Consider the following 24,298-nt stretch of genomic DNA (forward strand, 5'->3'; position numbering starts at 1 on the left):
CCGCTGCCGCGGAGGCGAGCCCCTGGGCGCGCGTCCGCCCGCGAACGAGCCGTCCGGGCGAGGCTCGCGCCGTGAGTGGCGCCGCCCACGGCGAGCCGGTCGTCGCGGAGGTCCGCACGGCGCTGCACGACGCGGCACCGGAAGTCAAGGTGATGGCGTTGATCGTCTTCGCGCTGAGCGTCGCGTTCGTGCCGCGCGGCGCGTGGTGGCCGTTCGCGGTCGACGCCGCGATCGTGGCCGGGCTGGCCGCGTGGGGGCGCGTCCCGGTGCGTGGGCTCGCGCTGCGGCTCGTCGTCGAGATCCCGTTCATCGCGTTCGTCGTGCTGCTCCCGCTCGTCGCCGGCCGCGATGGGCTGGAGCTGGCGGGCGCGATCGTGAGCAAGGCCACGTTGGTGGTCCTGGCGACGGGCGTGCTGAGCGCGACCACGCCCGCGCCGGAGATCATCATGGGGTTGGAGCGGCTGCGCGTGCCGCCCGCGTTCACGGCGATCGGCGCGCTCGCCGTCCGCTACCTCGTGCTGGTGCTGGACGAGCTGCGCCGCGTCAACATGGCCCGGATCGCCCGCGCCGACGACGCCCGCTGGCTCTGGCAGGCCCGGGCCGTCGCGCAGTCGACGGGCACGCTCGCCGTCCGCTGCATCGACCGTGGCGAGCGCGTCCACGCGGCGATGCTCGCCCGCGGCTGGGACGGTCGCATGCCGGCGGTCGGGCTCGGCGCGCCGGCGCCCGGCGGCCGGCGCATGGCCATCATCCTGGCGGCGGCCGCGGCGCTGCCCGCGCTGGCGGCGACGATCGCGACGCGCGGAGGGCTCGCGTGAGCGCCGAGCCGACCCGCCGCAGTGCCTCGGCCGCCGCGGCGGCCACCGCCGCGCGCCCCGCGCCGCCGGCGCTCCTGGTCGTCGGCCACGGCACCCGCGACGCCGACGGCCTCGCCGAGTTCCACGCGCTCGCGGTGCTCGTCCGCGCCGCCGCCGGGCCGGGCACGCCGATCGAGACCGGGTTCATCGAGCTGGCCGAGCCGCTGGTCGACGAGGCGGTCGACCGGCTGGTCGCGGCCGCCGAGCCCAAGGCCATCATCTCGGTCCCGCTCGTCCTGCTCGCCGCCGGCCACCTCAAGAACGACGGCCCGGCGACGCTGGCCCGGGCACGCCAGCGCCATCCCGACGTCGCGTTCACCATGGGCCGCGACCTCGGGATCGACCCGGCGGTGCTCGCGGTCGCCGAGGACCGGATCCGCGCCGCGCTGCCGCCCGACCACGATCCGGCGACGACCGGCGTCGTCCTCGTCGGGCGCGGGTCGTCGGACCCCGACGCCTGCGGGGACCTGTACAAGGTCGCCCGCCTGCTCGCCGACGGCCGCGGCCTCGGCCTGGTCGAGCCCGCGTTCGCCGGCGTCACTCAGCCGGACCTCCCGGCCGCGCTCGAGCGCCTCCGCCGCCTCGGCGCCCGCACGATCGTCGTCGCGCCGTTCCTGCTGTTCACCGGTGTCCTGGTCCCGCGCCTGTATGCGGCCGCGTCGGCCTGGGCGGCGGAGCATCCGGAGCTCGACGTGCGCGCGGCCGCCCACCTCGGCCCGGATCGCCGGCTCGCCAAGCTCGTGCTGGAGCGCTACCGCGAGGCGATGCAGGGCGACGTGCGGATGAACTGCGACCTGTGCACCTACCGCGTCCGCCTGCCCGGCTACGAGGACAAGGTCGGAATGCCGATCTCGCTGACGCCGCACGGCGACGGGCCCGCGACCGGCCGGCGCGGACGCCGCCGCGCCACCCGCGCGCCGCAGCCGGCGCCTGCTGTGGTCCCGCCGCGTGAGCGCGCGCTGCACCCGGCCCAGCACGCGCCGACCGCGCAGCGCGCCGTCGAGATCGCGGACCTCTCCTACGCCTACCCCGACGGCACGCCGGTCCTCGACGCCATCTCCATCACGATCGCCACCGGCGAGCGCGTCGCGCTCCTCGGGCCCAACGGCGCCGGCAAGACGACGCTCGCGCTCCAGCTCAACGGCATGCTCGAGGGCGCGACCGGCACCGTGACGATCGGGGGGACGCCACTGACGCCGAAGACCCGGCGCGACATCCGCCGCCGCGTCGGCCTCGTCTTCCAGGATCCCGACGACCAGCTGTTCCTGCCCACCGTGCGCGCCGACGTCGCGTTCGGCCCCGCCAACCTCGGCCTCACCGGGCAAGACCTCCAACAACGCGTCGACCAGGCGCTCGCGCGCGTCGCGCTGACCGACGTCGCCGAGCGCGCGCCCCACGCGCTCTCGGCCGGCCAGCGCCGCCGCGCCGCGCTGGCCGGCGTCCTGGCGATGGAGCCCGACGTCCTCGTGCTCGACGAGCCGTCGTCGCACCTCGACCCGGCCGCGCGGCGCGAGCTGGCCGACGTCCTCGTGTCGCTCTCGCTCACCACCGTGCTCGTGACCCACGACCTGCCCTACGCGCTGGAGCTGTGCCCGCGCGCGATCGTCCTCGATCAAGGCCATGTGGTCGCCGACGGCCCGACGCGCGAGATCCTCGCCGACGACGGGTTCATGCGCGCGCATCGCCTCGAGCTGCCCGCCGGCTTCAACCCGCTCGCCGCATGACGTCCGGCGTCCTGCACATCGTCGGCCTCGGCCCCGGCGGCGCCGCGCACCGCACGCCGGCGGCCACGGCCGCGGTGACCGGCGCGGAGGTCGTCGTCGGCTACACGACCTACGTCGACGCGGTCGCCGACCTGCTCGACCCGCGCCAGCGGGTCGTCCGCGGCGTCATGGGCGAGGAGGACCGCCGGGCCGACGAGGCGCTGGTCCTCGCCGCCGAGGGCGCGCGCGTCGCGCTGGTCTCCAGCGGCGACGCCGGCGTCCACGGCATGGCCGCGCGGACGCTGGCCCGCGCCGCGGAGCTCGACGCCGACGAGCGGCCGCAGGTCATCGTCCTTCCCGGCGTCAGCGCCGCGCAGGCCGCCGCGGCCGCCGCCGGCGCGCCGCTGACCGACGACTTCGCCGTCCTGTCGTTGAGCGACATCTCGATGCCGTGGGCGCGCGTCGAGCGCCGGCTGGACGCGCTGGCCGGCAGCGGCCTGGCGCTCGCGCTGTACAACCCGCGTTCGTCGCGGCGCGCGGCCGGCTTCGACCGCGCCCTGGAGCTCCTGCGCGCGGCGCGCGGCGAGGCGACGCCGGTCGTGCTCGCCCACGACGTGACGCGGCCCGACGAGCGGATCGAGCGCACGACGCTCGGCGCGCTGGACCCGGAGCGCGTGACGATGCGGACGGTCGTGCTCGTGAGCGGCGACTCGGCGGCCGAGGTCGGCCCGTGGCTGGTCGCGCTGCGCGGGCCCGTGGGGGCGGCGACATGACCGTGACGTTCGTCGGCGCCGGGCCGGGCGACCCCATGCTGTTGACCGAGGCCGCGCGCCGCGCGCTCGTCGCCGCCGAGGTGGTCGTCTACGACCGGCCCTCGGCGGACGCGATCGTCGCGCTGGCCCCGCCCGATGCCGAGCGCCGCTGCGTCGGTCGCGCGCCAGGGCGGCGCGCGCTGAGTCAGGGCGACGTCAACGCGTTGTTGGTGGCCTTGGCGGGCGACGGGCGCGCGGTCGTCCGGCTCAAGAGCGGCGATCCGTTCGTCGCCTCGCGCGGCGGGGAGGAGGCGCGGGCGCTGCGCGCCGCGGGCGTCGCCGTCCGCGTCGTTCCGGGCGTGTCGAGCGCGCTGGGCGCGCCCGCCGTCGCCGGCATCCCGCTGATGCTGCGCCAGCTGAGCGTCACCGCGACGATCGTCGACGGCAACGACGACCCCGAGCACGGCACGCCGCCCGACTGGGACCTGCTCGCCCGGCTCGGCGGCACGCTGGTCATCCTCACCGGCCGCGGCCGGATCCGCCGGATCGCGGCGCGCCTGATCGCCGGCGGCCTCGCCCCGGACACGCCGGTCGCGGCGATCAGCGCGGGCACGCGGCCGGAGCAGCGCGTCCTGCGCGGCACGCTCGACGCGCTGCCCGCGCCCCTGCCGCCGCCCGTGACGTTCGTCGTCGGCGCGGTGGCCGCGCTGGACCTGACCGGCGGCGCCGCGCCCGCCCAAGGAGCCGTCCATGCACATCCCTGACGGCTTCCTCTCCGGCGAGGCGGCCGTGGCCGGCGCGGCCGTCGCCGGCGCAGGCCTCGCGGTCTGCCTGCGGCGGATGCGTGCCGAGGAGCGGGAGCGCGACCTGCCGATCGCCGGCCTCGCGGCGGCGTTCTTCCTCGTCGGCGACGCGCCGATGTTCCCGATCACCGTCGGGACGCAGGGCCACCTGCTCGGCGGCGCGCTCGCGGTCTGCCTGCTCGGGCCGTGGCTCGGCGCGGTCACGATCGCGGTCGTCGCGACGATCCAGGCGCTCGCGCTCGGCGACGGCGGGATCAGCACGCTCGGGCTGACGATCGTGACGCTCGCGCTCGTCCCGGCGTTCTTCGGCTACCCGCTGGCGGCCGCGCTGCGGGCCACCAGGCTCGGCCGGACGCCGAAGGGCCTCGCGATCGCGTGCGGGATCGCCGCGGCGATCGCGGTCGAGCTGTCGGCGGCGACGTTCGTCGGCGAGTTCGCGTTCGGCCACGCCGTCCCGATCGACCTCACGAAGATCGCCTGGTCGACGCTTGGGGCCTACGCGGTGATCGCGGTCGTCGAGGGCGTGCTCACCGGGCTGATCGTCCGCGCGCTGCTGGGCGTCCGGCCCGACCTGGTGCGGATCGCGGAGCCGGTGCGGGCGCGTTGGTCGCCGCCGGCGGCGCAGAAGCCCCGCGTCGAGGTTCCGGCATGACCGGCCGCGTGTCCTTCGTCGGCGCCGGCCCGGGCGCGCCCGACCTGCTCACCCTGCGCGCGGTCGCCGTCCTGCAGGCCGCCGACGTCGTCGTCTGGGCCCGCAGCCTCGTCGACCCCGCGATCCTCGAGCACGCCCGTCCCGACGCCGAGCTGATCCCGTCCGACGACCGCACGCACGAGGACGTCATCGAGATCTATACGCGCGCGCGTAGAGATTCTCTGCACGTCGCCCGCGTCCACAGCGGCGATCCGACGGTGTACGGCGCGCTCCACGAGCAGCTCGCCGCGTGCCGCGCGCTGGATCTCGACGTCGAGATCGTGCCGGGCGTCTCCTCGGTCGGCGCGGCCGCCGCGGCGCTCGGCCAGGAGCTGACGATCCCCGACGTCTCGCAGACGCTCATCTACACCCGGCGGCCGACCCGGACGTCGATGCCGGCCAACGAGCAGCTCGTCGAGCTCGCGCGGCACGGGACCACGTTGGTGTTGTTCCTGTCGGTCCGCCGTCCGCGCGAGCTCCAGGCCGACCTCCTGGAGGGCGGCTACGCGCCGGACACGCCGTGCGCGGTGGTCTACCGCGCCTCGTGGCCGGACGAGATCGTGATCCGCTGCGCGCTGCAGGACCTCGCCGCGCAGATCAAGGACTACAAGATCACGACGCAGGCCCTGGTCCTCGTCGGGCCCGCGCTGGGCGATGCCGCCTGCGCCGGCCGCTCGCACGTCTACGACCCCGGCTACGGCCATCGCTACCGGCCGCTGGGGCGGCCCGACCGCTACAAGAAGGCCGCGCGCGCCGATGGCTGACCTGCGCGAGCCCAACCTCCCGGCCAGCGCGCGCCGCGTAGCCACCGGCAAGCTCCGCTACGGCTGGACGACCGGGACGTGCAGCGCCGCCGCCGCCAAGGCCGCCGCGCTGCTGCTGCGCGACGGCGACCCGCCGGCCGAGATCGAGGTCCCGCTGCCCAAGGGCGAGCGACGGCCGACGTTCCCGGTGCAGCGCTGCGAGCGCGACGGCGACGCGGCGGTCGCCGTCGTGGTCAAGGACGCGGGCGACGACCCCGACGTGACCCATGGCGCGCATCTCACGGCGCGCGTCGCGCTGACCGCGACGCCGGGGATCGTGCTGCGCGGCGGCGACGGCGTCGGCACGGTCACGCGGCCGGGCCTCGGGCTCGAGGTCGGCGGCCCCGCCATCAACAAGGGCCCGCGCGCGCAGATCACCGCGGCGGTCGGCGAGGTCGTCGACCTGTCGGTCGTCGGCGTGGACGTCGAGATCTCGGTGCCCGGCGGGGCGAAGATGGGGCGGCGGACGTCCAACCCGCGGCTGGGGATCATGGACGGGATCTCGATCCTCGGCACGACCGGCATCGTCCGGCCGTTCTCGACCGCGGCGTGGCGGGCGAGCGTCGGCCAGGCCATCGACGTGATGGACGCCCAGGGCGCGCGGACCGTCGTCCTGACGACCGGCGGCCGGACCGAGAAGGCGGCGCGCCGGCTGCTGCCCGAGCTGCCCGAGGTGTGCTTCGTCGAGGTCGGCGACTTCACCGGCTACGCGCTCAAGCGCGCGGCGAAGCTCGAGTTCGAGCGCTGCGTCTTCGTCGGGATGGCGGGTAAGCTCGCCAAGCTCGCGGCCGGGATCATGATGACCCACTGGACCCGCTCCAAGGTCGACCCGGCGTTCCTGGCGTCGGTGACGCGCGAGGCGGGCGGCGCGGACGACCTCGTCGGCGCGGTGGCCGCGTCCAACACCGGCCGGCACGCGTGGGAGCTGTGGGAGGGCGCGGGGCTGACCGCGGCGTCGGACCTGCTGTGCGCGAAGGTCGCCGAGAACCTGGCGGCCTACGTCCGGGGCGCGTTGTTGGTGGACTGCGCGATCGTCGACTTCGAGGGTGCGCGGCTGGCCGGCGCGTCGCCCGGGGCGCGCGACCGTCTGTCGGTGGAGGCGCTGGCCGGATGATCGCGGTGCTCGGGGTCGAGGGCGGGCGCGTGCCGGCGGGGACGGAGGCGCTGCTGGACGGTGCGGAGCTGGTGGCCGGGGGCGCCCGGCAGCTCGCGGCGCTGGCGCCGCCGGGCGCGCGCACCGTGACGTTGGCCGCGGGCCTCGACGCGGCGCTCGCGGAGGTCGTAGCTTGTGATGGTCCTTGCGTCGTGCTCGCGAGCGGCGACCCCGGCTTCTTCGGGATCGTGCGCACGCTGCGGCGCGGCGTGGGGGAGGAGCGCGTCGTCGTCCATCCCGCGCCGTCGTCGGTGGCGGTCGCGTTCGCGCGGCTCGGGCTCCCGTGGGACGACGCGCTGGTGGTCTCCGCGCACGCGCGCGACCCGCGGCCGGCGCTGGCGGCGGCGCTGCGCCATCCCAAGGTCGGGATCCTGACCGACGGCGAGGCGACGCCGGCGTGGTTCGCGGCGCGCATGGCCGGCAGCGGGCGAACGCTGGCGGTGGCCGAGCGGCTGGGCGAGCCCGACGAGCGCGTGGTGACCGGGAGCGCCGAGGAGATCGCCGCGCTGCCGGCGTTCGCGCAACCCAATGTCCTCGTGTCGCTTGGCGCGGGGACCGCTGTCGAGGAGCTCGGGCCGGCGTGGGCGCTGGCCGAGGACGCGTTCGACCATCGCGCGGGGATGATCACCAAGCGCGAGGTCCGCGCGGTCGCGCTGGCGGCGTTGGGGCCGCGGACGGGGCAGCTGGTGTGGGACGTCGGGTGTGGGAGCGGGTCGGTCGCGGTCGAGTGCGCGCGGCTCGGCGCCGCGGTCTTCGCCGTCGACGACGACGCCGACGCGGTGACGCGGACGCGGGGCAACGCCGAGCGGTTCGGCGTCCCGATCGGCGTCGTCGAGGGGCGCGCGCCGGCGGCGCTCGCGGGCCTGCCGGATCCCGACGCGGTGTTCGTCGGCGGCGGGGGCGCGGACCTGGAGGCGATCGTCGACGCGTGCGCGGCGCGCGCGACGGTGGGGCGGGTCGTGGTCACGCTGGCGCTGGTCGAGCGGGTCGGGCCGGTGCTGGACCGGCTCGCGTCGCGCGGGTTCGCGGCCGAGGCGACGATGGTCCAGGCGTCCCGGCTCGCGCCGCTGGCGGGCGGGCATCGGCTGGCCGCGACCAACCCCGTGGTCGTCGTGGTGGGGCGGCGGTCGTGATGGTCGTCGGCGTCGGCGCGAGCCGCGGCTGCCCTCCGATCGAGTTGGAGGCCCTGGTCGACGCGTCGCTGGACGCCGCGGGCGTGGCCGCCGCAGAAGTGATGGTCCTTGCCTCGGTCGACGTCAAGGGCGACGAGCCGGCGGTGCTGGCGCTGGCCGCGGCGCGCCGGTGGTCGCTGCGGTTCTTCGCGCCCGCCGCGCTCGGCGCGGTGGCGGTCCCGACGCCGTCGCCGGTCGTCGCGCGGCACGTCGGGACGCCGAGCGTGGCGGAGGCGTCGGCGCTGCTGGCCGCGGGCGTGGGGGCGGAGCTGGTGCTGGCCAAGCAGCGCTCGCGGCACGCGACCTGCGCGATCGCGCGCGGAGCAAGACGATGATCTACGCCGCGACGCTGGACTGCAAGGGCTGCGGCGCCTGCCTGAAGACGTGCCCTGAGCGGGCGCTGCGGCCGGCGCCCGCGTGGTTCGACGGCCCGCCGCTGCTGACGCTGGTCGACCGGTGCACGGGGTGCGGCGAGTGCCTCGAGATCTGCCCGGCCGACGCGTTCGTCCCGTTGCCGCCCGAGGAGGCGCCATGGCCCGCCGCGTAGCCCATCCGATCGAGGTCGAGAGCATGGGCATCCTGCGTGCGCGCTACGACTTCACGCGGTTCGCGCCGCTGTCGCGCGTGGTCGCCGAGCGCGTGTGCCACGCGTCGGCGGACCTGTCGTTCGCCGACTCGCTGGTGCTCGACGAGGGCGCGCTGCGTGGGGGACGGGCAGCGCTGGCCGGCGGCGCGCCGATCTACGCGGACGCGCGCATGGTCGCCGCGGGGGTGACGACGCGGGAGGTCGTCGTGACGCTGGCCGATCCACGGGTGCCCAAGCGGGCCGCCGCGGCCGGCGTCACGCGCAGCGCGGCGGCGATGGCGCTGGCGGCGCGCGAGGCGCCGGCGGGTGCGGTGTGGGTGGTGGGCAACGCGCCGACCGCGCTGTTCCAGCTGCTCGAGACGCCGCCGCCGGAGCCCGCGCTGATCGTGGGGTTGCCGGTCGGGTTCGTCGGGGCGGCGGAGGCGAAGGCGGCGCTGGTCGCGTCCGGGCTGCCGTGCGTGGCGAACGTCGGCGAGCGGGGCGGGAGCGCGGTGGCCGTCGCGGCGGTCAACGCGTTGTTGTACGCCGCATGAGCGGCACGGCGTTGGTGGTGGACTTCGGGGGCGTCCGGCGCTGCCTCTCCAGCGCGGTCGTCGGTGGCGGCCTGCGCGACGCGACCGGCTGGCTGAACCTCCAGGTCCCGCACGGCTACGCGCGGATGGACCCCGACGCGCACCTGCGCGAGGCGATGGCGGCGCGCGGGGTCGACGTCGCGACGACGCTTGGCGCGATGACCGCCGCGCACGTCGACCGTGCGCAGTGGTGCGAGGAGCCGGGCGCGGCTCGCGTGGTCGCGACGGTCGGGATCGGCGTGCCGCTGGCCGCCGCCGGCCGGGTGCTGCGCGAGGTGCCGCCGGTCAACACCATCAACATGCTGGTGCTCGTGGAGGCCGCGCTGACCGACGCCGCCCTGGTCTACGCCGTCCAGACCGCGACCGAGGCGAAGGCCCAGGCGCTGAGCGACGCCGGCATCGTGGCGCGCAACCACGACGGCCCGGCGACGGGCACCGCGACCGACAGCATCTGCGTCGCCGCCCGTCCCGGGGCGACCGAGCCGTTCGCCGGCCCGATGGCGCCGGCGGGCACCGCCATCGCCCGCTGCGTCCACACCGCGGTGATGGCCGGCGCGCTGGACTTCGAGCGGCGACGCGGGGCGGAGTTCAGGTGGGTGGGCGATGGCGATCGCGCGTAGCGTCGGGCTGGCCGCCGCGGTCGTGCTCGACGCGGCGCTCGGCGATCCGGCGCGGTGGCATCCGGTCGCGGGCTTCGGGCGGGCGGCGCAGGCGGCCGAGCGCGCGACCTACCGGTCCTCGCGGCTGGTCGGCGTGGTCCATGCCGGCGTGCTCGTCGCGGTGCCGACGGCGGTCGTCGCGCGGGCGGGCCGGGGCGGCGTCGCGCGGCGCGTGCTCGTCACCGCGACGTGCGGATGGGCGGCGCTCGGCGGCCGGTCGCTGCGGCGGACCGCGACGCGGATGGCCGAGCTCGTCGACGACGGCGACCTCCCGGCCGCGCGCACGCTCGCGCAGTCGCTCGTCGCGCGCCGGACCGAGGCGCTGGACGGCGCCGAGCTGACGCGCGCCGCGCTGGAGTCGCTGGCGGAGAACACGGCCGACGCCGAGGCGGGGACGCTGCTGTGGGGCGCGGTCGCGGGCGCGCCGGGCGCGGTGGCCCACCGCACGGCGAACACGCTCGACGCGATGGTCGGCTACCGCAGCGCCCGCTACGAGCGCTTCGGCTGGGGCGCGGCGCGGCTCGACGACGTCCTCGGCTTGCCGGCCGCGCGGGTGTGCGCGGCCGCGACGGTCGTGGCGGCGGCGCTGTGCGGCGAGGACGCGGCGGGCGCGTGGCGTGCGTGGCGGCGGGACGGCGCACGCCATCCGAGCCCGAACGCGGGCCGGGTGGAAGCCGCCTTCGCCGGTGCGCTCGGCGTGACGCTGGGCGGTGCCAACGACTACGACGGGCGGGTCGAGGAGCGGCCGCGCCTGGGTTCCGGGCCGCCGCCGGACACCGCCGCGCTGCGCCGGGCGGTGCGGCTGAGCGCGACGACGAGCGCGGTCCTGGCGACCGCCGCGGTGGCGGTGGCGGCGTGGCGCTGACGCTCGTCCTCGGGCCGCGCCGGTCGGGCAAGAGCCCGATCGCGGAGGCGCTGGCGCGGGAGCCGGGCGCGCCGGTGGTCGTCCTCGCCCCGCTGACGGTGACCGACGCGGAGATGGCGGCGCGCGTCGCGGCGCACCAGGCGGCGCGGCCGGCGGCGTGGGCGACGGTCGAGCGGATCGACGTGGTCGGCGCGCTGCGCGCCGCGCCGCCGGGGGCGACCATCCTGATGGACTCGCTCGGGACCTGGATGAGCGAGGTGCTGTGGCGCGCGGGCGCGCTGGAGGACGGGGCGGACGGCGCCGCGGCGGCCGCGGAGCTGCGCGCGGCGGCGCGGGCGTTCGCCGCGGTGGCGCGGGAGCGGCCGGGCGCGACGATCGTCGTCGCCGAGGAGGCCGGTTGGGGCCCGGTGCCGCCGAGCGCCGCGACGCGGCTGTGGCTCGACGTCCTCGGCGACACCGCCCAGACGCTGGGCGAGGCGGCCGACCGCGCGCTGCTCGTCGTCGCCGGGCGCGTCGTGGAGCTCCCGTGAGCGGCGGCGCGACGACCGCCGACGTCCACGGCGATGCCTGGGCGCGCGGCGCCGCCGCGGACCACGCGGTGAACGTCGCGACGGGCGGGCCGCCGGCGTGGTTGCGGGCGGCGCTGGCCGAGGAGCTCGCGACCGCGGTCGCGGCGTATCCCGACGAGCGCGAGGCGGTGGAGGTCGTCGCCCGGCGCCACGGCCGCGCGACCGACGAGGTCGTGATGCTCAACGGCGCCGCGCACGGGTTCCAGCTGGTCGCCGACGTGCTCGCGCCGCGGCGGCCGGTGGTCGTCCATCCGCAGTTCACGGAGCCGGACCGGGCGCTGGGCGGGCGGGCGCGGCACGTCCTGCTGCCCGACCCCTATGACTTCGATCCGGAGGCGGTCCCGGACGACGCCGACCTCGTCGTGATCGGCAACCCGACCAACCCGACCGGCGTGCTCCATCCGGCCGACGCGATCACGGCCCTGGTCAGGCCGGGCCGGACGGTCGTCGTCGACGAGGCGTTCATGGACTTCGTCGCGGGCGAGGAGGCGTCGCTGGCGGCCCGCGCGACCGAGGGGTTGGTCGTGCTCCGCAGCCTCACGAAGATCCTGGGGGCTCCCGGTCTGCGCGTCGGCTACCTGCTCGCGCCGCCCGATCTGGCCGGGGCGCTGCGCGCGCGCCGGCAGGCGTGGCCCGTCAACGCCCTCGCGCTCCTCGCGGTGGAGCACGCGACGCCGGAGCGGCTGCGCCCGATCGCGGCGCGCGCCCGCGCGGACCGGCGCGCGCTGGAGGCCGCGCTGCAGCGGGCGCTGCCGCTCGGGCGCGTCCACGTCTACCCCGGCGCCGCGAACTTCGTCCTGGTCGAGCTCGCCACCCGCGACGCGCTGGCGCTCGCCCACGACCTGCGCGACCAGCTGGGCATCGCCATCCGGCCGGCCTCCACGTTCCCCGGGCTCACGCCGCGCCACGTCCGCCTCACCGCACGCGGCGGCGAGACGGACGCGCGGCTCATCGCCGCGCTCAGCCAGCGCGTGTGAGCAACCTGCAACAAGCGCCAACGCGCCAGCTCGTCCGAACTTGCGGCTAGCCCTCGGCCAGCGCGCGCTGCACCGACGCGACCTTGTCCTCCAGCGTCTGCGCCTTGTCGCGGCGCTCGTCGAGCTTGAGCACGGTGTAGACGCGCGGCAGGCCGAGCTCGAACGGCACGGCGTGCAGCTCGCCGACCAAGGCCAATATGTCGCTCGTCTCGCCCTCCAGCGACGTGCCCATCGCGTGGAGCACGTGCTTGACGCGGTCCTGGGCGGCGAGCTTGCGCTGGATCGCGGCGATGTAGCGGCTGGCGGAGGGATCGCTCCGGCCCAGCCCGATCACGGTCAGGTCTGCGGTGGCCACCCGGCGACGCTAGCGCGTGCGCAGCCCGGACAGGAGGTGGTCGTGGACGAACGCCGTCGTTGATGGCGATGATCCCGCTGAAGGCGGCCACGGCCTCGGCGTCGCCGGCATTGGCTGGTCGCGACCGGGATCGCGCTCATCGCCTGAGCGGCGGGACGCCCGGCTACCAGGCCTGATCCGTGCCGCAGTGCGGGCACGAGACCGACGTGGTGACCGCGGCCTGGAACTGGAAGCCGCAGGAGCAGGAGTAGTGCGCGGTGTCCTCCGACGTCACGCACTCGCGGTGGCGACGCTCGGCGGCGTGGTCCTCGACGACCTCGGCGCTGACGACCTCGACCTCGGCCTCGACCTCGGCCTCGGCCGGGCGGCCGAAGACATGCGGGCGGCGCTCGGTGCGGGGAGGACGGCGGTCGGTGGGGCGAAGGGGGCGGACGCGCATGGCGTGGGGTCTGTTCCTCAAGACACCGGGAGGCGCGAGAGGTTTCGCACAACGTCATCGTCGGACCGACCTGGCGCTTGAGCAGTCCTGGACGCCTGCCCTAACCACGGGTGGGGAGCGGTTCATCGCGCAGAGGCCGAGCCTCGCTCGCTCGGGGTCATGTCGGGGTGCGGGCGGTTCCGCGCGCGAGGCTGCGATACTGCGTGTCGATGGACCCTGCACGCAAGCGCCGCGTACGTCTCGTCGTGGCGCTGAGCGCGGCCCTCGTCCTGTCGGTCGCCCTCATCTACCAGAGCTTCAGCGCCTCCTCCGAGGCACGCACCCCCAGCCAGCTGCTGGCCAGCGCCGATGCCGGCCGCAGCTACCAGCTGACGGGCAAGGTCGTGGACGGCTCGATCAAGAAGGTCGGCACGACCTACCAGTTCCGCGTGCGCGACCGCAACGGCAAGGCCTCCGTGCCGATCCGCTACACGGGCTCGGTCGCCGACACGTTCCGCGGCGGCCGCGAGGTCATCGTGACCGTGAAGCGCGAGGGCAGCACGTTCGTGGGCGAGAAGGACTCGCTCGTGACGAAGTGCCCGTCGAAGTTCCAAGAGCAGTCCAAGACGCAGTCGACCTAGTGGGCAGCGCCGCTCATGGCTGATCTCGGTCGTGGTCTCGTGTTCCTGGCGTTCGCGGTCGCCCTCTACGGCGTCGTCGCGGCGCTGTACGGCGGGCTCGCGCACAAGCGCGAGTGGGTCACGTCCGCCCGCCGTGCGGTCTACGCGCTGGCCGCGCTGACCAGCGGTGCGTTCGTCGTCCTCGAGGTCGCGTTCCTGCGCTCGGACTTCTCGTTCAGCGTCGTGCAGTCGCACTCGTCGACCACGACGCCGACGTTCTACAAGGCCGCCGCGGCCTGGTCCTCGCAGGAGGGCTCGCTGCTGCTGTGGCTCTGGCTGCTGAGCGTGTGGTCCTCGCTCGTCGTCTTCCTGACGCGCCACCGCATGCGCGACGTGCAGCCGTACGCGATCGCGGTGCTCATGGCCTTCGCCGTCTTCTTCGGCGGCCTGCTGGTCTTCGCGGTCTCGCCGTTCGACACGCTGGCGATCGCGCCGTCCGAGGGGACGGGGCTGAACCCGCTCCTGCGCCACCCGTCGATGATGATCCACCCGCCGATGCTCTACAGCGGCTACACGCTGTGGGCGGTGCCGTTCGCGTTCGCGGTCGGCGCGCTGGCCGTGCGGCGGGTCGACGCCGAGTGGATCGGCGCCACGCGCCGCTTCGCGCTCGCCGCGTGGTTCTTCCTCGGCGTCGGGATCTTCCTCGGTGCGCGCTGGTCCTACGCCGAGCTCGGCTGGGGCGGCTACTGGGCCTGGGACCCGGTCGAGAACGCGTCGCTGCTGCCGTGGCTCACCGGCACTGCGTTCCTGCACTCGATCATGGTGCAGGAGAAGCGCGGGATGCTGAAGACGTGGAACGCGTCGCTGATCCTCGCGACCGGCACGCTGGCGATCCTCGGCACGTTCCTGGTCCGCTCCGGGATCCTCGACTCGATCCACGCGTTCGGCGCATCGACGCTCGGCATCCCGTTCGTGATCCTGATCGGCGTGATGATCGCCGGCAGCGTGGCGCTCGTCGTCTCGCGCCGCGACGTGCTGCGCACCGAGCACAAGCTCGACTCGCTGCTGTCGCGCGAGGCCATGTTCCTGGGCAACAACCTGGTGTTGGTCGGGATGGCGTTCGTCGTCTTCTGGGGCACGTTCTTCCCGCTGATCTCCGAGGCCATGACCGGCCAGAAGCAGTCGCTCGGACCGCCGTGGTACGACAAGTACGTCGTGCCGCTGGCGCTCGTGCTCGTGCTGCTCAGCGGCATCGGGCCCGTGATCGCGTGGCGCCGGGCGACGCCCAAGAACGCGCGCCGCAACTTCCTGTGGCCGATCGTCACCGGCATCGTCACGGTGATCGTGCTGATCCCGTTCGGCGTCGCCGGCCGGCCATGGGCGCTGCTGATGTTCGCCTTCGCGGCGTTCGCGATCGGCACCATCACCCAGGAGTTCGCCCGTGGCGTCCGCGCGCGGCGCGCCATGACCGGCGAGCCCGTGCCGCTGGCGTTCATCACGCTGATCCGCCGCAACCGCCGGCGCTACGGCGGCTACACCATCCACGTCGGGATGGCGCTGCTGTTCATCGGCGTGGCCGCGTCGACCGCGTTCCAGCACGTCCACACCGTCGAGCTGAAGAAGGGCCAGTCGACCGAGCTCGGGCGCGGCTACGTCGCCCGCTACGACGGGCCGACGTCGCGGATCGACGTCACCAAGAACGGCGTGGAGCGGCTGGTCTTCGGCGCGCGGCTGACGGTCTTCAAGCACGGCAAGAAGATCGGCGTCCTCAAGCCCGAGCGCGGCTACTACCCGATCGAGGGCGCCCCGTTCGCCGGCGCGATCGGCAAGTACTTCGAGGGCGAGTCGACCTCGGAGATCGCGATGATGGCGGGCGTCGGGCGCGACGTGTGGAGCGCCGTGACACCCGACCTCGACCCGACGCTCGCGACCGTCAAGCAGGGCGACGCCGTCTTCAAGGGCGCGCAGGGCAAGATGGACCAGCAGGAGTACTCGACCGCGCTGGGGACCGCGATCCGAGGGCTGACCGACAACTACGCCAAGAGCGCGCCGCCGGCGACGTTCCGTCTGATCGTCTCGCCGCTGGTCGCGTGGGTCTGGATCGGCGGGCTGATGGTCTTCCTCGGCGGCCTCATCTGCATCTGGCCGACCCCCGACCTCGCGCACCGTCGCGCGACGGCCGGGTACGCCGCCCGCGTCGCGCGCGACCTGGGGCGCGCGTAACCGCGCGCAGCGATGGACGTGGCGGCGGTTCTGCTGGTGCTGGCCGCCGCCGTGGCCGCGGGCTACGCGATCGCGGGTCCGCTGCGCGGCGGTCACATGGAGACCGAGGACGCCGAGTACCAGGCGGCGTTGGAAGACCTCGAAGCCGCCAAGGAGGCGCGCTACCGCGAGATCCGCGAGGTCGAGATGGACTACCGCACCGGGAAGCTGTCCGAACAGGACTGGAAGGCGATCGACCGCGAGCTGCGTGCCGAGGCCATGGAGCTCCTGCGCAAGCTGGATGCGCTCGGCGCCGGGGACGACTAACCTTCACCGCGCAATGCTCGAAACGATCCTCAGCGTCGTCCAGGTGATCATCAGCATCGTGCTCATCTTCCTGGTGCTCATGCACTCCGGGAAGGACGCGGGGCTGTCCGGCGCCTTCGGCGTCGGCTCCGGCCAGGGCTCCCTCGGCGGCGGCTCGCTGGTCGAGCGCAACCTGAACCGCTGGACCGTCGGGTTCGCGATCCTGTTCGCGCTGAACACGATCGTCCTCCTCAAGATCAACTAGCCGGGCGCGGCGCGTTTGCGCGCCGCCTCGCCGCGCCTGGAGGCACCGACCGGCTTGACGGGCTGGCGCCCGCCGGCACTCGCCCGGCGCCCCCAGCCACGACGATGCGGGGCGCAAACGCGCCGCGCCTGGAGGCACCGACCGGCTCGACGGGCTGGCGCCCGCCGGCACTCGCGCGGCGCCCCCAGCCACGACGATGCGGGGCGCAAACGCGCCGCGCCGCGCGCCGGCCGCTCGGTTGCCGTGCCCCTCGCCTCGGGCGCCGCCACTGTTGTCGGCCACGATCTGCCGCCCTGGCAGTGCCACGCGCCTCCGCATCGATCGTCACCGTCTCGGCGCTAGGGTCGAGCGCATGGCGCGGTTTGACCTGACCGGGAAGACGGTGTTGATCACCGGGGCGACGGACGGCCTCGGGCGGGCGCTCGCGCGGGAGGTGCTGGATGCGGGGGCCACGGTGATCGTCCATGGCCGCAGCGCGGACCGGATCGAGGCCACGGTCGACGAGCTCGATGGCGGCGGCGGGGTGCGGTCCTACCGGGCGGACTTCGCGTCGCTCGCGCAGGTGCACGGGTTGGCGGATGCGCTGATCGCCGCGGACGAGCGGATTGACGTCCTGGTCAACAACGCCGGGATCGGTGCGCGGACGGGACGGGTCGAGGAGCGGGAGGTCAGCGCGGATGGCCACGAGCTGCGGTTCGCCGTCAACTACCTCGCGGGCTTCGCGCTGACGCAGCGGCTGCTGGCGGAGGACCGGATCGCGGAGCGGATCGTCAACGTCTCCTCGCTCGGACAGCAGGCGATCGACTTCGACGACGTGATGCTCGAGCGCGGCTACTCGGGCGTGCGCGCCTACTGCCAGAGCAAGCTCGCGCAGATCCTCTCCACCGAGGAGCTGGCGCCGCAGGTCGCGCCGGCGCTGACCGTCAACGCGCTGCATCCCGCGACCTACATGCCCACCAAGATGGTGCCGTCGCCGATCTCGACCCTCGAAGAGGGTGTCGAGGCGACCTTCCGCCTCGTCGCCGACCCGGCGCTCGACACCGTGACCGGCCGGTTCTTCGACGGGCTGCGGGAGGCGCAGCCGGATGCCCAAGCCGCCGACGCGGAGGCGCGCCGGCGGCTGTGGGCGTTGTCGGAGGACTTGACGGCGCGACGCTGATCAGCAGCTCAGGGGCTTGCCGACGCGGTCGCCGACCTTGCGGTCGCGCAGGTTGATGACCTTGGTCGAGGACACGGTGTTGCCGTCCTTGTCCTTGGCCGACATCACGGCGAGGTACTTGCCGGGGCTGCCCTTGGCGCCCTTGCCGCCGCTCTTGGTGTAGAAGTGGCCGTCCTTGAGCGGCACCGTGAAGGTGTAGCACTTGGACTGCTTGCCGCCGACGGAGCCCACGGAGCCGCCGTGGTGGCCGCTCAGCGAGCCGCCGGCGCGGATGAGGCCGTCGAAGCGGCGCGGCGCCTCGCCGTGGGTCTTGACGACGACGACGATCAGGCGCTTGTTGGAGGGCTTGAAGCTGTCGTAGTAGGCGTAGCCGCTCTCGATCTTGATCGAGGCCTTGGTCGCGGGGATCGTGGCCGTGTGGTCGCTGCCGGCAGCGAGGGCGCTGGTGGTCGGGACGATCGCGGTGGTGGCGAGGGCGAGGATAGGGAGGAGGTTCTTTCGGGTCATGTCCTTGGAACGGGCCCCGTGCGCCGAGGGGCACGGCACCTAGGTGGAGTGTTCCCACACCTGCCGGGTTCCGCCAGATTGGCGTATGTCAGGAGGGCGCCAGGTTGCCCATCGGCCGTGCGCGGCGGTGGTACGTTCGCGCCCGGTCCGAAGGGTCAACCGGCACGGATGCCACCGGGGTGGGAGTGGTGCTCGTATGCGTCGTCTGCGGAGCGTCGGTGTCGTGATGGTGGTCGTCGGGATGCTGGGCGGCGCGGCGAACGCGCTGGCCGCCAACCCGCCCGCGACCGACGGGCCCGGCTCGCTCAGCCACTACGACCTCGCGCGCAAGGACTGCGTCGGCACCGCGCGCAACCGCACCTCCAAGGTGTGGTTCACGGTCGCCAACGGCGTCCTCAGCGACGTGTACTTCCCGACCAACGACAACACCAACGTCGAGACCATGCAGTACGTGGTCACCGACGGCGCGTCGTTCACCGACCTCCAGACGCGCGACATGACCTACACCGTCCGCGCGCTCGACGACCGCGTCCCGGGTTGCCGCGTGACCGCCCGCGCCAAGAGCGGGCGCTACCAGATCGTCACCGACTACCTGACCGATCCGCAGCGCAACGCGGTCGTCACGCACAGCCGCTTCGTCCCGCTCAAGGGCCGGTTGTCCAACTACCGCGTCTACGTGCGCTTCGACCCGACGCTGAACGGCAACGGCGGCGGTGGGACCGGCAACGGCGGCCCGGACAACGGCGCGAGCCTGCGCCGCGACGGCCACGACGTCCTGATCGGCTCCGACCCCGTCACCGCCACCAACGCGGCCAACCGCGACTACGCGGTCCCCGTCTTCAGCGCGCTCGACGCCAGCCGCCCGTTCAAGGCCATCACCAACGGCTTCGCGGGCTCGGACTCCGACGGGCTCAAGCAGCTCGACGCCAGCCATCGCCTGACCCAGCGGCACGACGCCACCGACAACGCCGGCAACCTCGTCCAGACCGCCGAGGTCGACCTCGGCCGTGACGGCACCTTCGACCTCGACCTCGGCTTCGGGACCACCGCGGCCGACGCCGCCTCCACGGTCCGCTCCGCGCTGCGCACCAACGCGCTGGCGACCGCCGCGCGCTACGCCGTCGGCTGGCTGGCCTACGACGCCGGCCTGCGCCGCCCGCAGCGCCCGCGCGGCGTCGCGCCGTCGACCTGGAACACCATCCTCGGCGAGTACTACACCTCGGCCAACTACGTGAAGACCGCCGAGGACAAGACGTTCCCCGGCGCGGTCGCCGCCGCGATGGCGTCCCCGTGGGGCCAGGCGGTCTCGGCCGGCGATCCGGCGAACACGTACTTCGGGTCCTACCGCGAGGTCTTCGCCCGCGACCTCTACGAGGCGTGGACGTCGCTGTACCTCGCCGGCGACACGGGCACCGCGCGCGACATGACGCGCTTCCTCTTCGAGCGCCAGCAGCTGCCCGACGGCTCGATGCCGCGCAACTCGCTGGCCAACGGCAAGACCGCGCCCGACTCGTTCGGCACGCAGCTGGACGAGTGCGCCTACCCGATCGTGATGGCGCTGGCCGTCGGCCTGACGAGCAAGGACTACTACAACGACCACATCAAGCCGGCGGCGAACTACGTCATCGCCCACGGCCCGGCGTTCGGCAACGAGCGCTGGGAGGAGCAGTCCGGCTACTCGCCGTCCACGATCTCGGCCGAGATCGCCGGGCTGGTCGCCGCGGCCGAGATCGCGGACAAGAACGGCGACGCGGCCTCGGCCCAGGTCTGGCGCGGCGTCGCCGACGAGTTCCAGCGCAACCTCAAGACGTGGACGCTGACGACCAACGGGCCGCGCAGCAGCGACCCGTACTTCATCCGCCTCTCCAAGACCGGCGACCCGAACGCGGCGATCGTCTACAACGTCGGCAACGGCGGCCCGGACCTCGACCAGCGCGACGTCATCGACGCGGGCTTCCTCGAGTACGCGCGCCTCGGCCTGCTGCCGGCGAGCGACCCGGACATCGTGCGCTCGCTGACGGTGGTCGACGGCGCGATCCGGAAGTCCACCGCCTCGGGCGACGGCTTCTACCGCTACAACGGCGACGGCTACGGCGACCGGTCCAGCGACGGCCGGCCCTGGCCGCCGAGCAACCAGGGCAACGGCCATCTCTGGCCGGTGCTCGCCGGCGAGCGAGGCCAATATGAAGTCGCGCAGGGCGACACGGGCGCCGCGGTCGGCCGGCTGAAGGCCATGATGAACATGTCCTCGGGCGTCGGCCTGATCCCCGAGCAGGCCTGGGAGCTGCCCGACCTGCCGGCGTCGCCGTTCGGGACGGACCCGACGGTGGCGTCGATCGGGTTCGCCAACGGCAAGCCCGCCGGCAGCGCCAGCGCGCTGACGTGGTCCGCGGGCCAGTTCGTCCGGTTGACGCTCGACGCGGCCGCCGGCCGCCAGCTCGACACGCCGGCCTACACGACCGACCGCTACGTCACGCACACGCAGGGCAGCACGCCGCTCACGGTCACCTCGCCGGCCGACGAGAGCGCGGTCGACGGCACCGTCGCCGTCCAGGGTACGACCAAGGCGGGCAACGCGATCGCGATCACCGCGACCAACACCGACAACGACTTCAAGAGCACGACGGTCACCGGCACCGCGGGCCCCGACGGCACGTTCGCGGTCGACGTCCCGGTCACCGGCGGCACCTCGGTCCTCAACGTCGTCGCGACCGACCCGGCCACCGGTGGCACGGGCCGGCAGGTCCGGACCGTCGTCTTCGACTTCGTCCCGGGCACGCTGATCTACGAGACCAACGATCCCGACGGCGACGACCACGGGCCGGGCACGTTCCAGTACCCGACGTCGTCGAACTTCCACGACGGCGCCTACGACCTGCAGCAGTTCCAGGTCTTCGACGGCGGCGAGACCATCATCTTCCGGGCGCGCCTGCGCGATCTGACGAACACGTTCGGCAGCCCGGTCGGCGCGCAACTGCTCGACCTCTTCGTGCACGTGCCCGGCGCCGCGCCGACGTCGACGGCCGCGCCGTTTGCGACACGCAACTTCTCCGTCGCGCCGTCCGGCGCGTGGAGCCGGTTCATCGAGGTCCAGGGCTTCGGCCAGACCTACCGCGACGCGAGCGGCGCCACGCTGGGCAACGTCAGCATCAGCGGCAACCCGATCTCGCGCTACATGACGTTCAGCGTGCCGAAGGCGAGCCTCGGCACGCCGACGTCGGGCTGGGGCTTCACGGTCGTCCTGCACGGCCAGGACGGGTTCAGCCCCGACCTGGCGCGCGGCTTCCAGCCCACGCCGCAGGACTTCCAGTTCGGCGTGTGCCCGGCCAGCGACACCAGCCCCGCGATCTGCTCGACCGACCCCAACTCGGTGCCCAAGGCGATGGACGTGCTCACGCCCGCCGGCGTCGACCAGGCCACCGAGCTCGACCCGCTCGCCGGCCCCGTGACGATCGCCCCGGTGGTGATCCCGTGAGCGAGCGCCGGGCCGGGCGCGCCCGTCAGCCGGTCACACGGAAGCCGCTCGCGCGCAGCGCCGGGCAGACGGTGCCGAACGCGAAGCGGCGGCCGTAGTACTCCGCCTCGGTCGTCAGCCGGGGTGACGCGCTCAGCGCCTCGGTCGCGTCGAGCAGGCGCAGGACCGAGTCGGTGAAGCGCACGTCGCGCAGCGGCCGGGCGATCCTGCCGTCCTCGATCAGGAACGTGCCGTCGCGCGTGGTCCCGGTCAGCAGCGTCTGCTTGGGGTGGACGACGTTGAGGTACCAGAGCCGCGTCACGTAGATGCCGCGCTCGATCGGCGCCGCGAGCTCGTCGACGCCGGACGCGCCGCCGCCGGCGAGCACGAGGTTCGTCGCGTACGGGCCGCCGGCGCTGCCGCCGGGCGCGACCGCGTGGCCGGTCGAGCGCGCGCCACCGCCGGCGACCGCGGCCGAGCGCGTGTCGTGCACGACGGCATGGGCCACGCCGTCCTGGATCAGCGGGAGCGGCGCCTTCGGGACGCCCTCGAAGTCGAAGGCGCGCGTCCACGTCCTGGCGTAGCGCGGCGTGTCGGCCAGGTTGACGCTCGGCGCCGCGACGCGGGTGCCGAGAAGACCGTCCAGGGCGCCGCGGCCCTCGGCGTGGGCCAGCCCGTTGAACGCGAGGCCGCCGAGCATCTCCAGCAGGCCACCAACGGCCTCGGCGTCGAGCACCACCGGGTACTCGCCGGGGTCGAGGCGGACCGGCTCGCCCGGCACGACCTTGGCCGCGGCCGCCCGCGCGATCGCCTCGCCGTCGAGGTCGGCCGCGCGCACCGCGGCCTGCGAGAGCTGGCCGGTCCGGGCACGCGCGTCGCGGCACATGACCTTCATGTAGGCGTCGGTCACGCGGTCGACGGCGAGGATGCCGCGCGAGGACGCGATCGCGGTCTCCACCGCGCCCGCGGTCCAGACGCCGAAGGCCTCGAGGTCGTGCTCGGCCGCCACGGCGAAGGCCTGCGCGAGCGCGGCGCCGCCCGGCTCGGGGTCGAGCGCCGCGGTCGCCGCGTCGTAGCCGTCGTGCTGGCGGTAGCCGCCGTCCGGCGGGCCCGGGAGGCCGGGATGGTCGCCGTCGCCGCCGGCCGCCCGCGCCGCGGCCTCGGCCGCGTCCATCGCGCGGCGGGCGGTCGCGCGCAGGCTGTCGTCGTCGGTGAGGTTGGTGGTCGCGCCGCCGACGTGGCCGTCGCGCAGCGCCAGCAGGTGGACGCTCGTGTCGTCGAGCTCGGTCGCCTGCGTCGGTGCCGAGCGCGCGTAGCGCAGCAGGAGCGAGCGCTCGTGCTCGACCGTCGCCTGGCCCTCGCCGGAGAGGAACGTCAGCGCGTGGGCGGCGAGGTCGTCGCCGGTCACGACGCCACCCCGACGCGCACGTCGCGGAACCGCGCCGGCGACGTGCCGTGCGAGACGTGCATGAGCTGCCCCGGCTCGCCCTTGCCGCAGTTGGTCAGGCCCCACAGGCGCCACTCGTCCGGGCCGCACACCGCGTCCAACGAGCCCCAGAACTCCGGCGTGATCCCCGCGTACAGCGGGTTCCGGTACAACCTGCCCAGCTCGCCGCCGCGGATCTCGCGCGCGAGCTCGGTTGCGAACTGGAACTGCCAGCGGCGGTCGTCGATCGACCACGAGCGGTTGGACTCCAGGTAGAGGGCGCCGTCCTCGGTGTCGGCGAGGAGGTCGGCCAGCGACCCCGCGTCGCCGGGCTCGACCGACACGTTGGTCATGCGCACGATCGGCTGGCGGGCGAAACCCTCGGCGCGGGCGCAGCCGCCGGAGGCGCCCAGCCCGATCGCCGCGGCCGACTGGCGGTCTGACAGCGTCGCGGTGAGCAGGCCGCCCTCGATCAGCGGCGTGCGCGCGCCCGGGACGCCCTCGTCGTCCCAGCCGAAAGTGCCGAGAGCGCCGGGGACCGTCGCGTCGGCGGTGACGTCGAGGCGCTCGGAGCCGTAGCGCAGGCCGGCGGCCAGGTCGGTGGGCTGGACCCAGCTCGTGCCCGCGTAGGACGCCTCGCCGAGCAGCATGCGGTCGAGCTCCAGCGCATGGCCGATGGACTCGTGCAGCTGGAGCGCGAGCTGCTCGCCGTGGAGCACGATCGTCCGCTGGCCTTCGGGGACCTCGGGCGCGGTCAGCAGCTCGATGGCCTCGGCGGCGACGCGCGGCGCGTGGCCGAGCAGGTCGAGGGCGATGACCTGCTCCCAGCCGGCGGCGGCCACCGTCCCGCCGTGCGAGCACGGGTAGGTGCGGATCTGCAGCTCGCCGTCGCCGACCGCGGTCGCGGCGATCCCGGCGCCGCACTCGGTCAGCACCTGCGTGACCGCGGTGCCGTCGCTGGTGGCCAGCGCCTTGGTCGTGCGCATCAGTTCCGCCGACGCGTCGGCGCGGACGATGCGGGCGTCGCCGCGCATCGCGGCGACGGCGGCGAACAGGTGGGCCAGGCGCTCCTCGAGCGGGAGCGCGAACGGGTCGATCGCGCACCGCGACTCCCAATGGCCGGTCGCGGGCGCGACCGGCGCCAGCGGCCGGGCGCCGGCGGCGGGCTGGGCGGCGGCGACGGCCAGCGCGCGCCTCAGCGCCTGCTCGGCGCCGGCGGCGGTGATGTCGCGCGTGGCCGCGAAGCCCCACGCCCCGCCGACCAGGACGCGGACGCCGATGCCCTCGGACTCGGTGGCGTCGACGCTGTCGACGAGCTCGTCGTGGACCGCCAGGTGCTCCTCGCGGCTGTGGACGTGACGGGCCTCGGCGTAGGCGCAGTGGCCGGCCGCGCGGTCCACGGTCTGGCGCAGCAGGTCGAGCAT

The 24,298-nt window shown here is 74.9% G+C and carries 26 protein-coding genes and 1 pseudogene; 22 read left to right on the forward strand and 5 right to left on the reverse strand.

The features are described 5' to 3' along the window. Window positions 1-71: 71 nt before the first annotated feature. From DSM104299_RS08540 to DSM104299_RS08610, 16 genes and pseudogenes are all read left to right on the forward strand, one after another. Window positions 72-818 carry an energy-coupling factor transporter transmembrane component T family protein gene (locus DSM104299_RS08540; RefSeq protein ID WP_272476875.1) on the forward strand — a complete coding sequence of 249 codons (747 nt, stop codon included), beginning with the start codon at window positions 72-74 and terminating at the stop codon, window positions 816-818. Beyond that, window positions 815-1,609: pseudogene (locus DSM104299_RS29355) on the forward strand (sirohydrochlorin chelatase); the annotation flags it as partial. The gene DSM104299_RS08540 and the pseudogene DSM104299_RS29355, both read left to right, overlap by 4 nt. A gap of 90 nt (window positions 1,610-1,699) precedes the next feature. Beyond that, window positions 1,700-2,581 (forward strand): energy-coupling factor ABC transporter ATP-binding protein, encoded by an 882-nt coding sequence (locus DSM104299_RS29360; RefSeq protein WP_432419776.1) that lies wholly within the window; start codon window positions 1,700-1,702, stop codon window positions 2,579-2,581. After that, a complete protein-coding gene (locus DSM104299_RS08550) occupies window positions 2,578-3,333 on the forward strand; it encodes a precorrin-3B C(17)-methyltransferase (protein ID WP_272476877.1) in 756 nt (251 codons plus the stop codon). The genes DSM104299_RS29360 and DSM104299_RS08550 overlap by 4 nt, the downstream gene beginning before the upstream one ends. After that, a complete protein-coding gene (gene cobA / locus DSM104299_RS08555) occupies window positions 3,330-4,076 on the forward strand; it encodes a uroporphyrinogen-III C-methyltransferase (RefSeq protein ID WP_272476878.1) in 747 nt (248 codons plus the stop codon). Before DSM104299_RS08550 ends, cobA begins: the two co-directional genes overlap by 4 nt. After that, a complete protein-coding gene (locus DSM104299_RS08560) occupies window positions 4,063-4,767 on the forward strand; it encodes an energy-coupling factor ABC transporter permease (protein ID WP_272476879.1) in 705 nt (234 codons plus the stop codon). The genes cobA and DSM104299_RS08560 overlap by 14 nt, the downstream gene beginning before the upstream one ends. Then, the gene (cobM, locus tag DSM104299_RS08565) at window positions 4,764-5,570 is read left to right on the forward strand and encodes a precorrin-4 C(11)-methyltransferase (RefSeq protein WP_272476880.1); all 807 of its coding nucleotides are present in this window, start codon (window positions 4,764-4,766) and stop codon (window positions 5,568-5,570) included. The genes DSM104299_RS08560 and cobM overlap by 4 nt, the downstream gene beginning before the upstream one ends. Next, the gene (locus tag DSM104299_RS08570) at window positions 5,563-6,723 is read left to right on the forward strand and encodes a cobalt-precorrin-5B (C(1))-methyltransferase (protein ID WP_272476881.1); all 1,161 of its coding nucleotides are present in this window, start codon (window positions 5,563-5,565) and stop codon (window positions 6,721-6,723) included. Before cobM ends, DSM104299_RS08570 begins: the two co-directional genes overlap by 8 nt. Further along, on the forward strand, window positions 6,720-7,895 hold the full coding sequence (cbiE, locus tag DSM104299_RS08575) for a precorrin-6y C5,15-methyltransferase (decarboxylating) subunit CbiE (protein ID WP_272476882.1): 1,176 nt from the start codon (window positions 6,720-6,722) through the stop codon (window positions 7,893-7,895). Before DSM104299_RS08570 ends, cbiE begins: the two co-directional genes overlap by 4 nt. Next, window positions 7,895-8,269 carry a cobalamin biosynthesis protein gene (locus DSM104299_RS08580; protein ID WP_272478081.1) on the forward strand — a complete coding sequence of 125 codons (375 nt, stop codon included), beginning with the start codon at window positions 7,895-7,897 and terminating at the stop codon, window positions 8,267-8,269. The genes cbiE and DSM104299_RS08580 overlap by 1 nt, the downstream gene beginning before the upstream one ends. After that, window positions 8,266-8,481 (forward strand): 4Fe-4S binding protein, encoded by a 216-nt coding sequence (locus DSM104299_RS08585; protein WP_272476883.1) that lies wholly within the window; start codon window positions 8,266-8,268, stop codon window positions 8,479-8,481. Before DSM104299_RS08580 ends, DSM104299_RS08585 begins: the two co-directional genes overlap by 4 nt. After that, window positions 8,466-9,053, forward strand: coding sequence for a precorrin-8X methylmutase (locus DSM104299_RS08590; RefSeq protein ID WP_272476884.1), 588 nt, complete (start codon window positions 8,466-8,468; stop codon window positions 9,051-9,053). The genes DSM104299_RS08585 and DSM104299_RS08590 overlap by 16 nt, the downstream gene beginning before the upstream one ends. Next, on the forward strand, window positions 9,050-9,712 hold the full coding sequence (locus tag DSM104299_RS08595; RefSeq protein ID WP_272476885.1) for an adenosylcobinamide amidohydrolase: 663 nt from the start codon (window positions 9,050-9,052) through the stop codon (window positions 9,710-9,712). Before DSM104299_RS08590 ends, DSM104299_RS08595 begins: the two co-directional genes overlap by 4 nt. Beyond that, entirely contained in the window at window positions 9,696-10,616 is a 921-nt protein-coding gene (cbiB, locus tag DSM104299_RS08600) for an adenosylcobinamide-phosphate synthase CbiB (protein ID WP_272476886.1), read from the forward strand. Before DSM104299_RS08595 ends, cbiB begins: the two co-directional genes overlap by 17 nt. Beyond that, window positions 10,607-11,146: a bifunctional adenosylcobinamide kinase/adenosylcobinamide-phosphate guanylyltransferase gene (locus DSM104299_RS08605; protein ID WP_272476887.1), complete on the forward strand. Its 540-nt coding sequence runs from the start codon at window positions 10,607-10,609 to the stop codon at window positions 11,144-11,146. The genes cbiB and DSM104299_RS08605 overlap by 10 nt, the downstream gene beginning before the upstream one ends. Then, the gene (locus DSM104299_RS08610) at window positions 11,143-12,162 is read left to right on the forward strand and encodes an aminotransferase class I/II-fold pyridoxal phosphate-dependent enzyme (RefSeq protein WP_272476888.1); all 1,020 of its coding nucleotides are present in this window, start codon (window positions 11,143-11,145) and stop codon (window positions 12,160-12,162) included. The genes DSM104299_RS08605 and DSM104299_RS08610 overlap by 4 nt, the downstream gene beginning before the upstream one ends. Before the next feature lie 46 nt (window positions 12,163-12,208). On the opposite strand, the gene DSM104299_RS08615 is transcribed toward DSM104299_RS08610, so the two are convergent. Both DSM104299_RS08615 and DSM104299_RS08620 read right to left on the reverse strand, forming a co-directional pair. Then, window positions 12,209-12,517 carry an MTH1187 family thiamine-binding protein gene (locus tag DSM104299_RS08615; protein WP_272476889.1) on the reverse strand — a complete coding sequence of 103 codons (309 nt, stop codon included), beginning with the start codon at window positions 12,515-12,517 and terminating at the stop codon, window positions 12,209-12,211. A gap of 163 nt (window positions 12,518-12,680) precedes the next feature. Beyond that, entirely contained in the window at window positions 12,681-12,956 is a 276-nt protein-coding gene (locus DSM104299_RS08620; RefSeq protein ID WP_272476890.1) for a hypothetical protein, read from the reverse strand. 209 nt (window positions 12,957-13,165) lie between these two features. On the opposite strand from DSM104299_RS08620, the gene DSM104299_RS08625 reads away from it, so the two are divergent. The 5 genes from DSM104299_RS08625 to DSM104299_RS08645 all read left to right on the forward strand — a co-directional run bounded on the left by DSM104299_RS08625 (window position 13,166) and on the right by DSM104299_RS08645 (window position 17,487). Beyond that, window positions 13,166-13,576, forward strand: coding sequence for a cytochrome c maturation protein CcmE (locus DSM104299_RS08625; protein WP_272476891.1), 411 nt, complete (start codon window positions 13,166-13,168; stop codon window positions 13,574-13,576). A gap of 15 nt (window positions 13,577-13,591) precedes the next feature. Next, complete coding sequence (locus DSM104299_RS08630) at window positions 13,592-15,778, forward strand: heme lyase CcmF/NrfE family subunit (protein WP_272476892.1); 2,187 nt, start codon at window positions 13,592-13,594, stop codon at window positions 15,776-15,778. 18 nt (window positions 15,779-15,796) lie between these two features. Further along, complete coding sequence (locus DSM104299_RS08635; RefSeq protein ID WP_272476893.1) at window positions 15,797-16,084, forward strand: hypothetical protein; 288 nt, start codon at window positions 15,797-15,799, stop codon at window positions 16,082-16,084. Window positions 16,085-16,097: 13 nt separating this feature from the next. After that, the gene (gene secG, locus DSM104299_RS08640; RefSeq protein ID WP_272476894.1) at window positions 16,098-16,328 is read left to right on the forward strand and encodes a preprotein translocase subunit SecG; all 231 of its coding nucleotides are present in this window, start codon (window positions 16,098-16,100) and stop codon (window positions 16,326-16,328) included. Window positions 16,329-16,680: 352 nt separating this feature from the next. After that, window positions 16,681-17,487 carry an SDR family NAD(P)-dependent oxidoreductase gene (locus tag DSM104299_RS08645; protein WP_272476895.1) on the forward strand — a complete coding sequence of 269 codons (807 nt, stop codon included), beginning with the start codon at window positions 16,681-16,683 and terminating at the stop codon, window positions 17,485-17,487. On the opposite strand, the gene DSM104299_RS08650 is transcribed toward DSM104299_RS08645, so the two are convergent. Next, window positions 17,488-17,994 (reverse strand): hypothetical protein, encoded by a 507-nt coding sequence (locus DSM104299_RS08650; protein ID WP_272476896.1) that lies wholly within the window; start codon window positions 17,992-17,994, stop codon window positions 17,488-17,490. Window positions 17,995-18,220: 226 nt separating this feature from the next. Between DSM104299_RS08650 and DSM104299_RS08655 the strand changes: the two genes are divergently transcribed. Then, window positions 18,221-21,469: a glucodextranase DOMON-like domain-containing protein gene (locus DSM104299_RS08655; RefSeq protein ID WP_272478082.1), complete on the forward strand. Its 3,249-nt coding sequence runs from the start codon at window positions 18,221-18,223 to the stop codon at window positions 21,467-21,469. A gap of 25 nt (window positions 21,470-21,494) precedes the next feature. On the opposite strand, the gene DSM104299_RS08660 is transcribed toward DSM104299_RS08655, so the two are convergent. Together DSM104299_RS08660 and DSM104299_RS08665 are read right to left on the reverse strand one after the other, a co-directional pair. Continuing rightward, window positions 21,495-22,856 (reverse strand): metallopeptidase TldD-related protein, encoded by a 1,362-nt coding sequence (locus tag DSM104299_RS08660; protein ID WP_272476897.1) that lies wholly within the window; start codon window positions 22,854-22,856, stop codon window positions 21,495-21,497. Next, the gene (locus DSM104299_RS08665) at window positions 22,853-24,298 is read right to left on the reverse strand and encodes a TldD/PmbA family protein (protein ID WP_272478083.1); all 1,446 of its coding nucleotides are present in this window, start codon (window positions 24,296-24,298) and stop codon (window positions 22,853-22,855) included. Before DSM104299_RS08665 ends, DSM104299_RS08660 begins: the two co-directional genes overlap by 4 nt.

The organism is Baekduia alba, assembly GCF_028416635.1.
Taxonomy (GTDB): domain Bacteria; phylum Actinomycetota; class Thermoleophilia; order Solirubrobacterales; family Solirubrobacteraceae; genus Baekduia; species Baekduia alba.

Excerpts from the sequence above, each read along its gene's own strand:
- DSM104299_RS08585 (WP_272476883.1), top strand. The coding sequence starts at position 8,266 with ATGATCTACGCCGCGACGCTGGACTGCAAGGGCTGCGGCGCCTGCCTG.
- DSM104299_RS08665 (WP_272478083.1), bottom strand. The coding sequence starts at position 24,298 with ATGCTCGACCTGCTGCGCCAGACCGTGGACCGCGCGGCCGGCCACTGC.
- DSM104299_RS08580 (WP_272478081.1), top strand. The coding sequence starts at position 7,895 with ATGGTCGTCGGCGTCGGCGCGAGCCGCGGCTGCCCTCCGATCGAGTTG.
- cobM (WP_272476880.1), top strand. The coding sequence starts at position 4,764 with ATGACCGGCCGCGTGTCCTTCGTCGGCGCCGGCCCGGGCGCGCCCGAC.
- DSM104299_RS08595 (WP_272476885.1), top strand. The coding sequence starts at position 9,050 with ATGAGCGGCACGGCGTTGGTGGTGGACTTCGGGGGCGTCCGGCGCTGC.
- DSM104299_RS08560 (WP_272476879.1), top strand. The coding sequence starts at position 4,063 with ATGCACATCCCTGACGGCTTCCTCTCCGGCGAGGCGGCCGTGGCCGGC.
- DSM104299_RS08630 (WP_272476892.1), top strand. The coding sequence starts at position 13,592 with ATGGCTGATCTCGGTCGTGGTCTCGTGTTCCTGGCGTTCGCGGTCGCC.
- secG (WP_272476894.1), top strand. The coding sequence starts at position 16,098 with ATGCTCGAAACGATCCTCAGCGTCGTCCAGGTGATCATCAGCATCGTG.
- DSM104299_RS08650 (WP_272476896.1), bottom strand. The coding sequence starts at position 17,994 with ATGACCCGAAAGAACCTCCTCCCTATCCTCGCCCTCGCCACCACCGCG.
- cbiE (WP_272476882.1), top strand. The coding sequence starts at position 6,720 with ATGATCGCGGTGCTCGGGGTCGAGGGCGGGCGCGTGCCGGCGGGGACG.
- DSM104299_RS08645 (WP_272476895.1), top strand. The coding sequence starts at position 16,681 with ATGGCGCGGTTTGACCTGACCGGGAAGACGGTGTTGATCACCGGGGCG.
- DSM104299_RS08550 (WP_272476877.1), top strand. The coding sequence starts at position 2,578 with ATGACGTCCGGCGTCCTGCACATCGTCGGCCTCGGCCCCGGCGGCGCC.
- DSM104299_RS08625 (WP_272476891.1), top strand. The coding sequence starts at position 13,166 with ATGGACCCTGCACGCAAGCGCCGCGTACGTCTCGTCGTGGCGCTGAGC.
- cobA (WP_272476878.1), top strand. The coding sequence starts at position 3,330 with ATGACCGTGACGTTCGTCGGCGCCGGGCCGGGCGACCCCATGCTGTTG.
- DSM104299_RS08655 (WP_272478082.1), top strand. The coding sequence starts at position 18,221 with ATGGTGGTCGTCGGGATGCTGGGCGGCGCGGCGAACGCGCTGGCCGCC.
- DSM104299_RS08620 (WP_272476890.1), bottom strand. The coding sequence starts at position 12,956 with ATGCGCGTCCGCCCCCTTCGCCCCACCGACCGCCGTCCTCCCCGCACC.
- DSM104299_RS08570 (WP_272476881.1), top strand. The coding sequence starts at position 5,563 with ATGGCTGACCTGCGCGAGCCCAACCTCCCGGCCAGCGCGCGCCGCGTA.
- DSM104299_RS29360 (WP_432419776.1), top strand. The coding sequence starts at position 1,700 with ATGCCGATCTCGCTGACGCCGCACGGCGACGGGCCCGCGACCGGCCGG.
- DSM104299_RS08590 (WP_272476884.1), top strand. The coding sequence starts at position 8,466 with ATGGCCCGCCGCGTAGCCCATCCGATCGAGGTCGAGAGCATGGGCATC.
- cbiB (WP_272476886.1), top strand. The coding sequence starts at position 9,696 with ATGGCGATCGCGCGTAGCGTCGGGCTGGCCGCCGCGGTCGTGCTCGAC.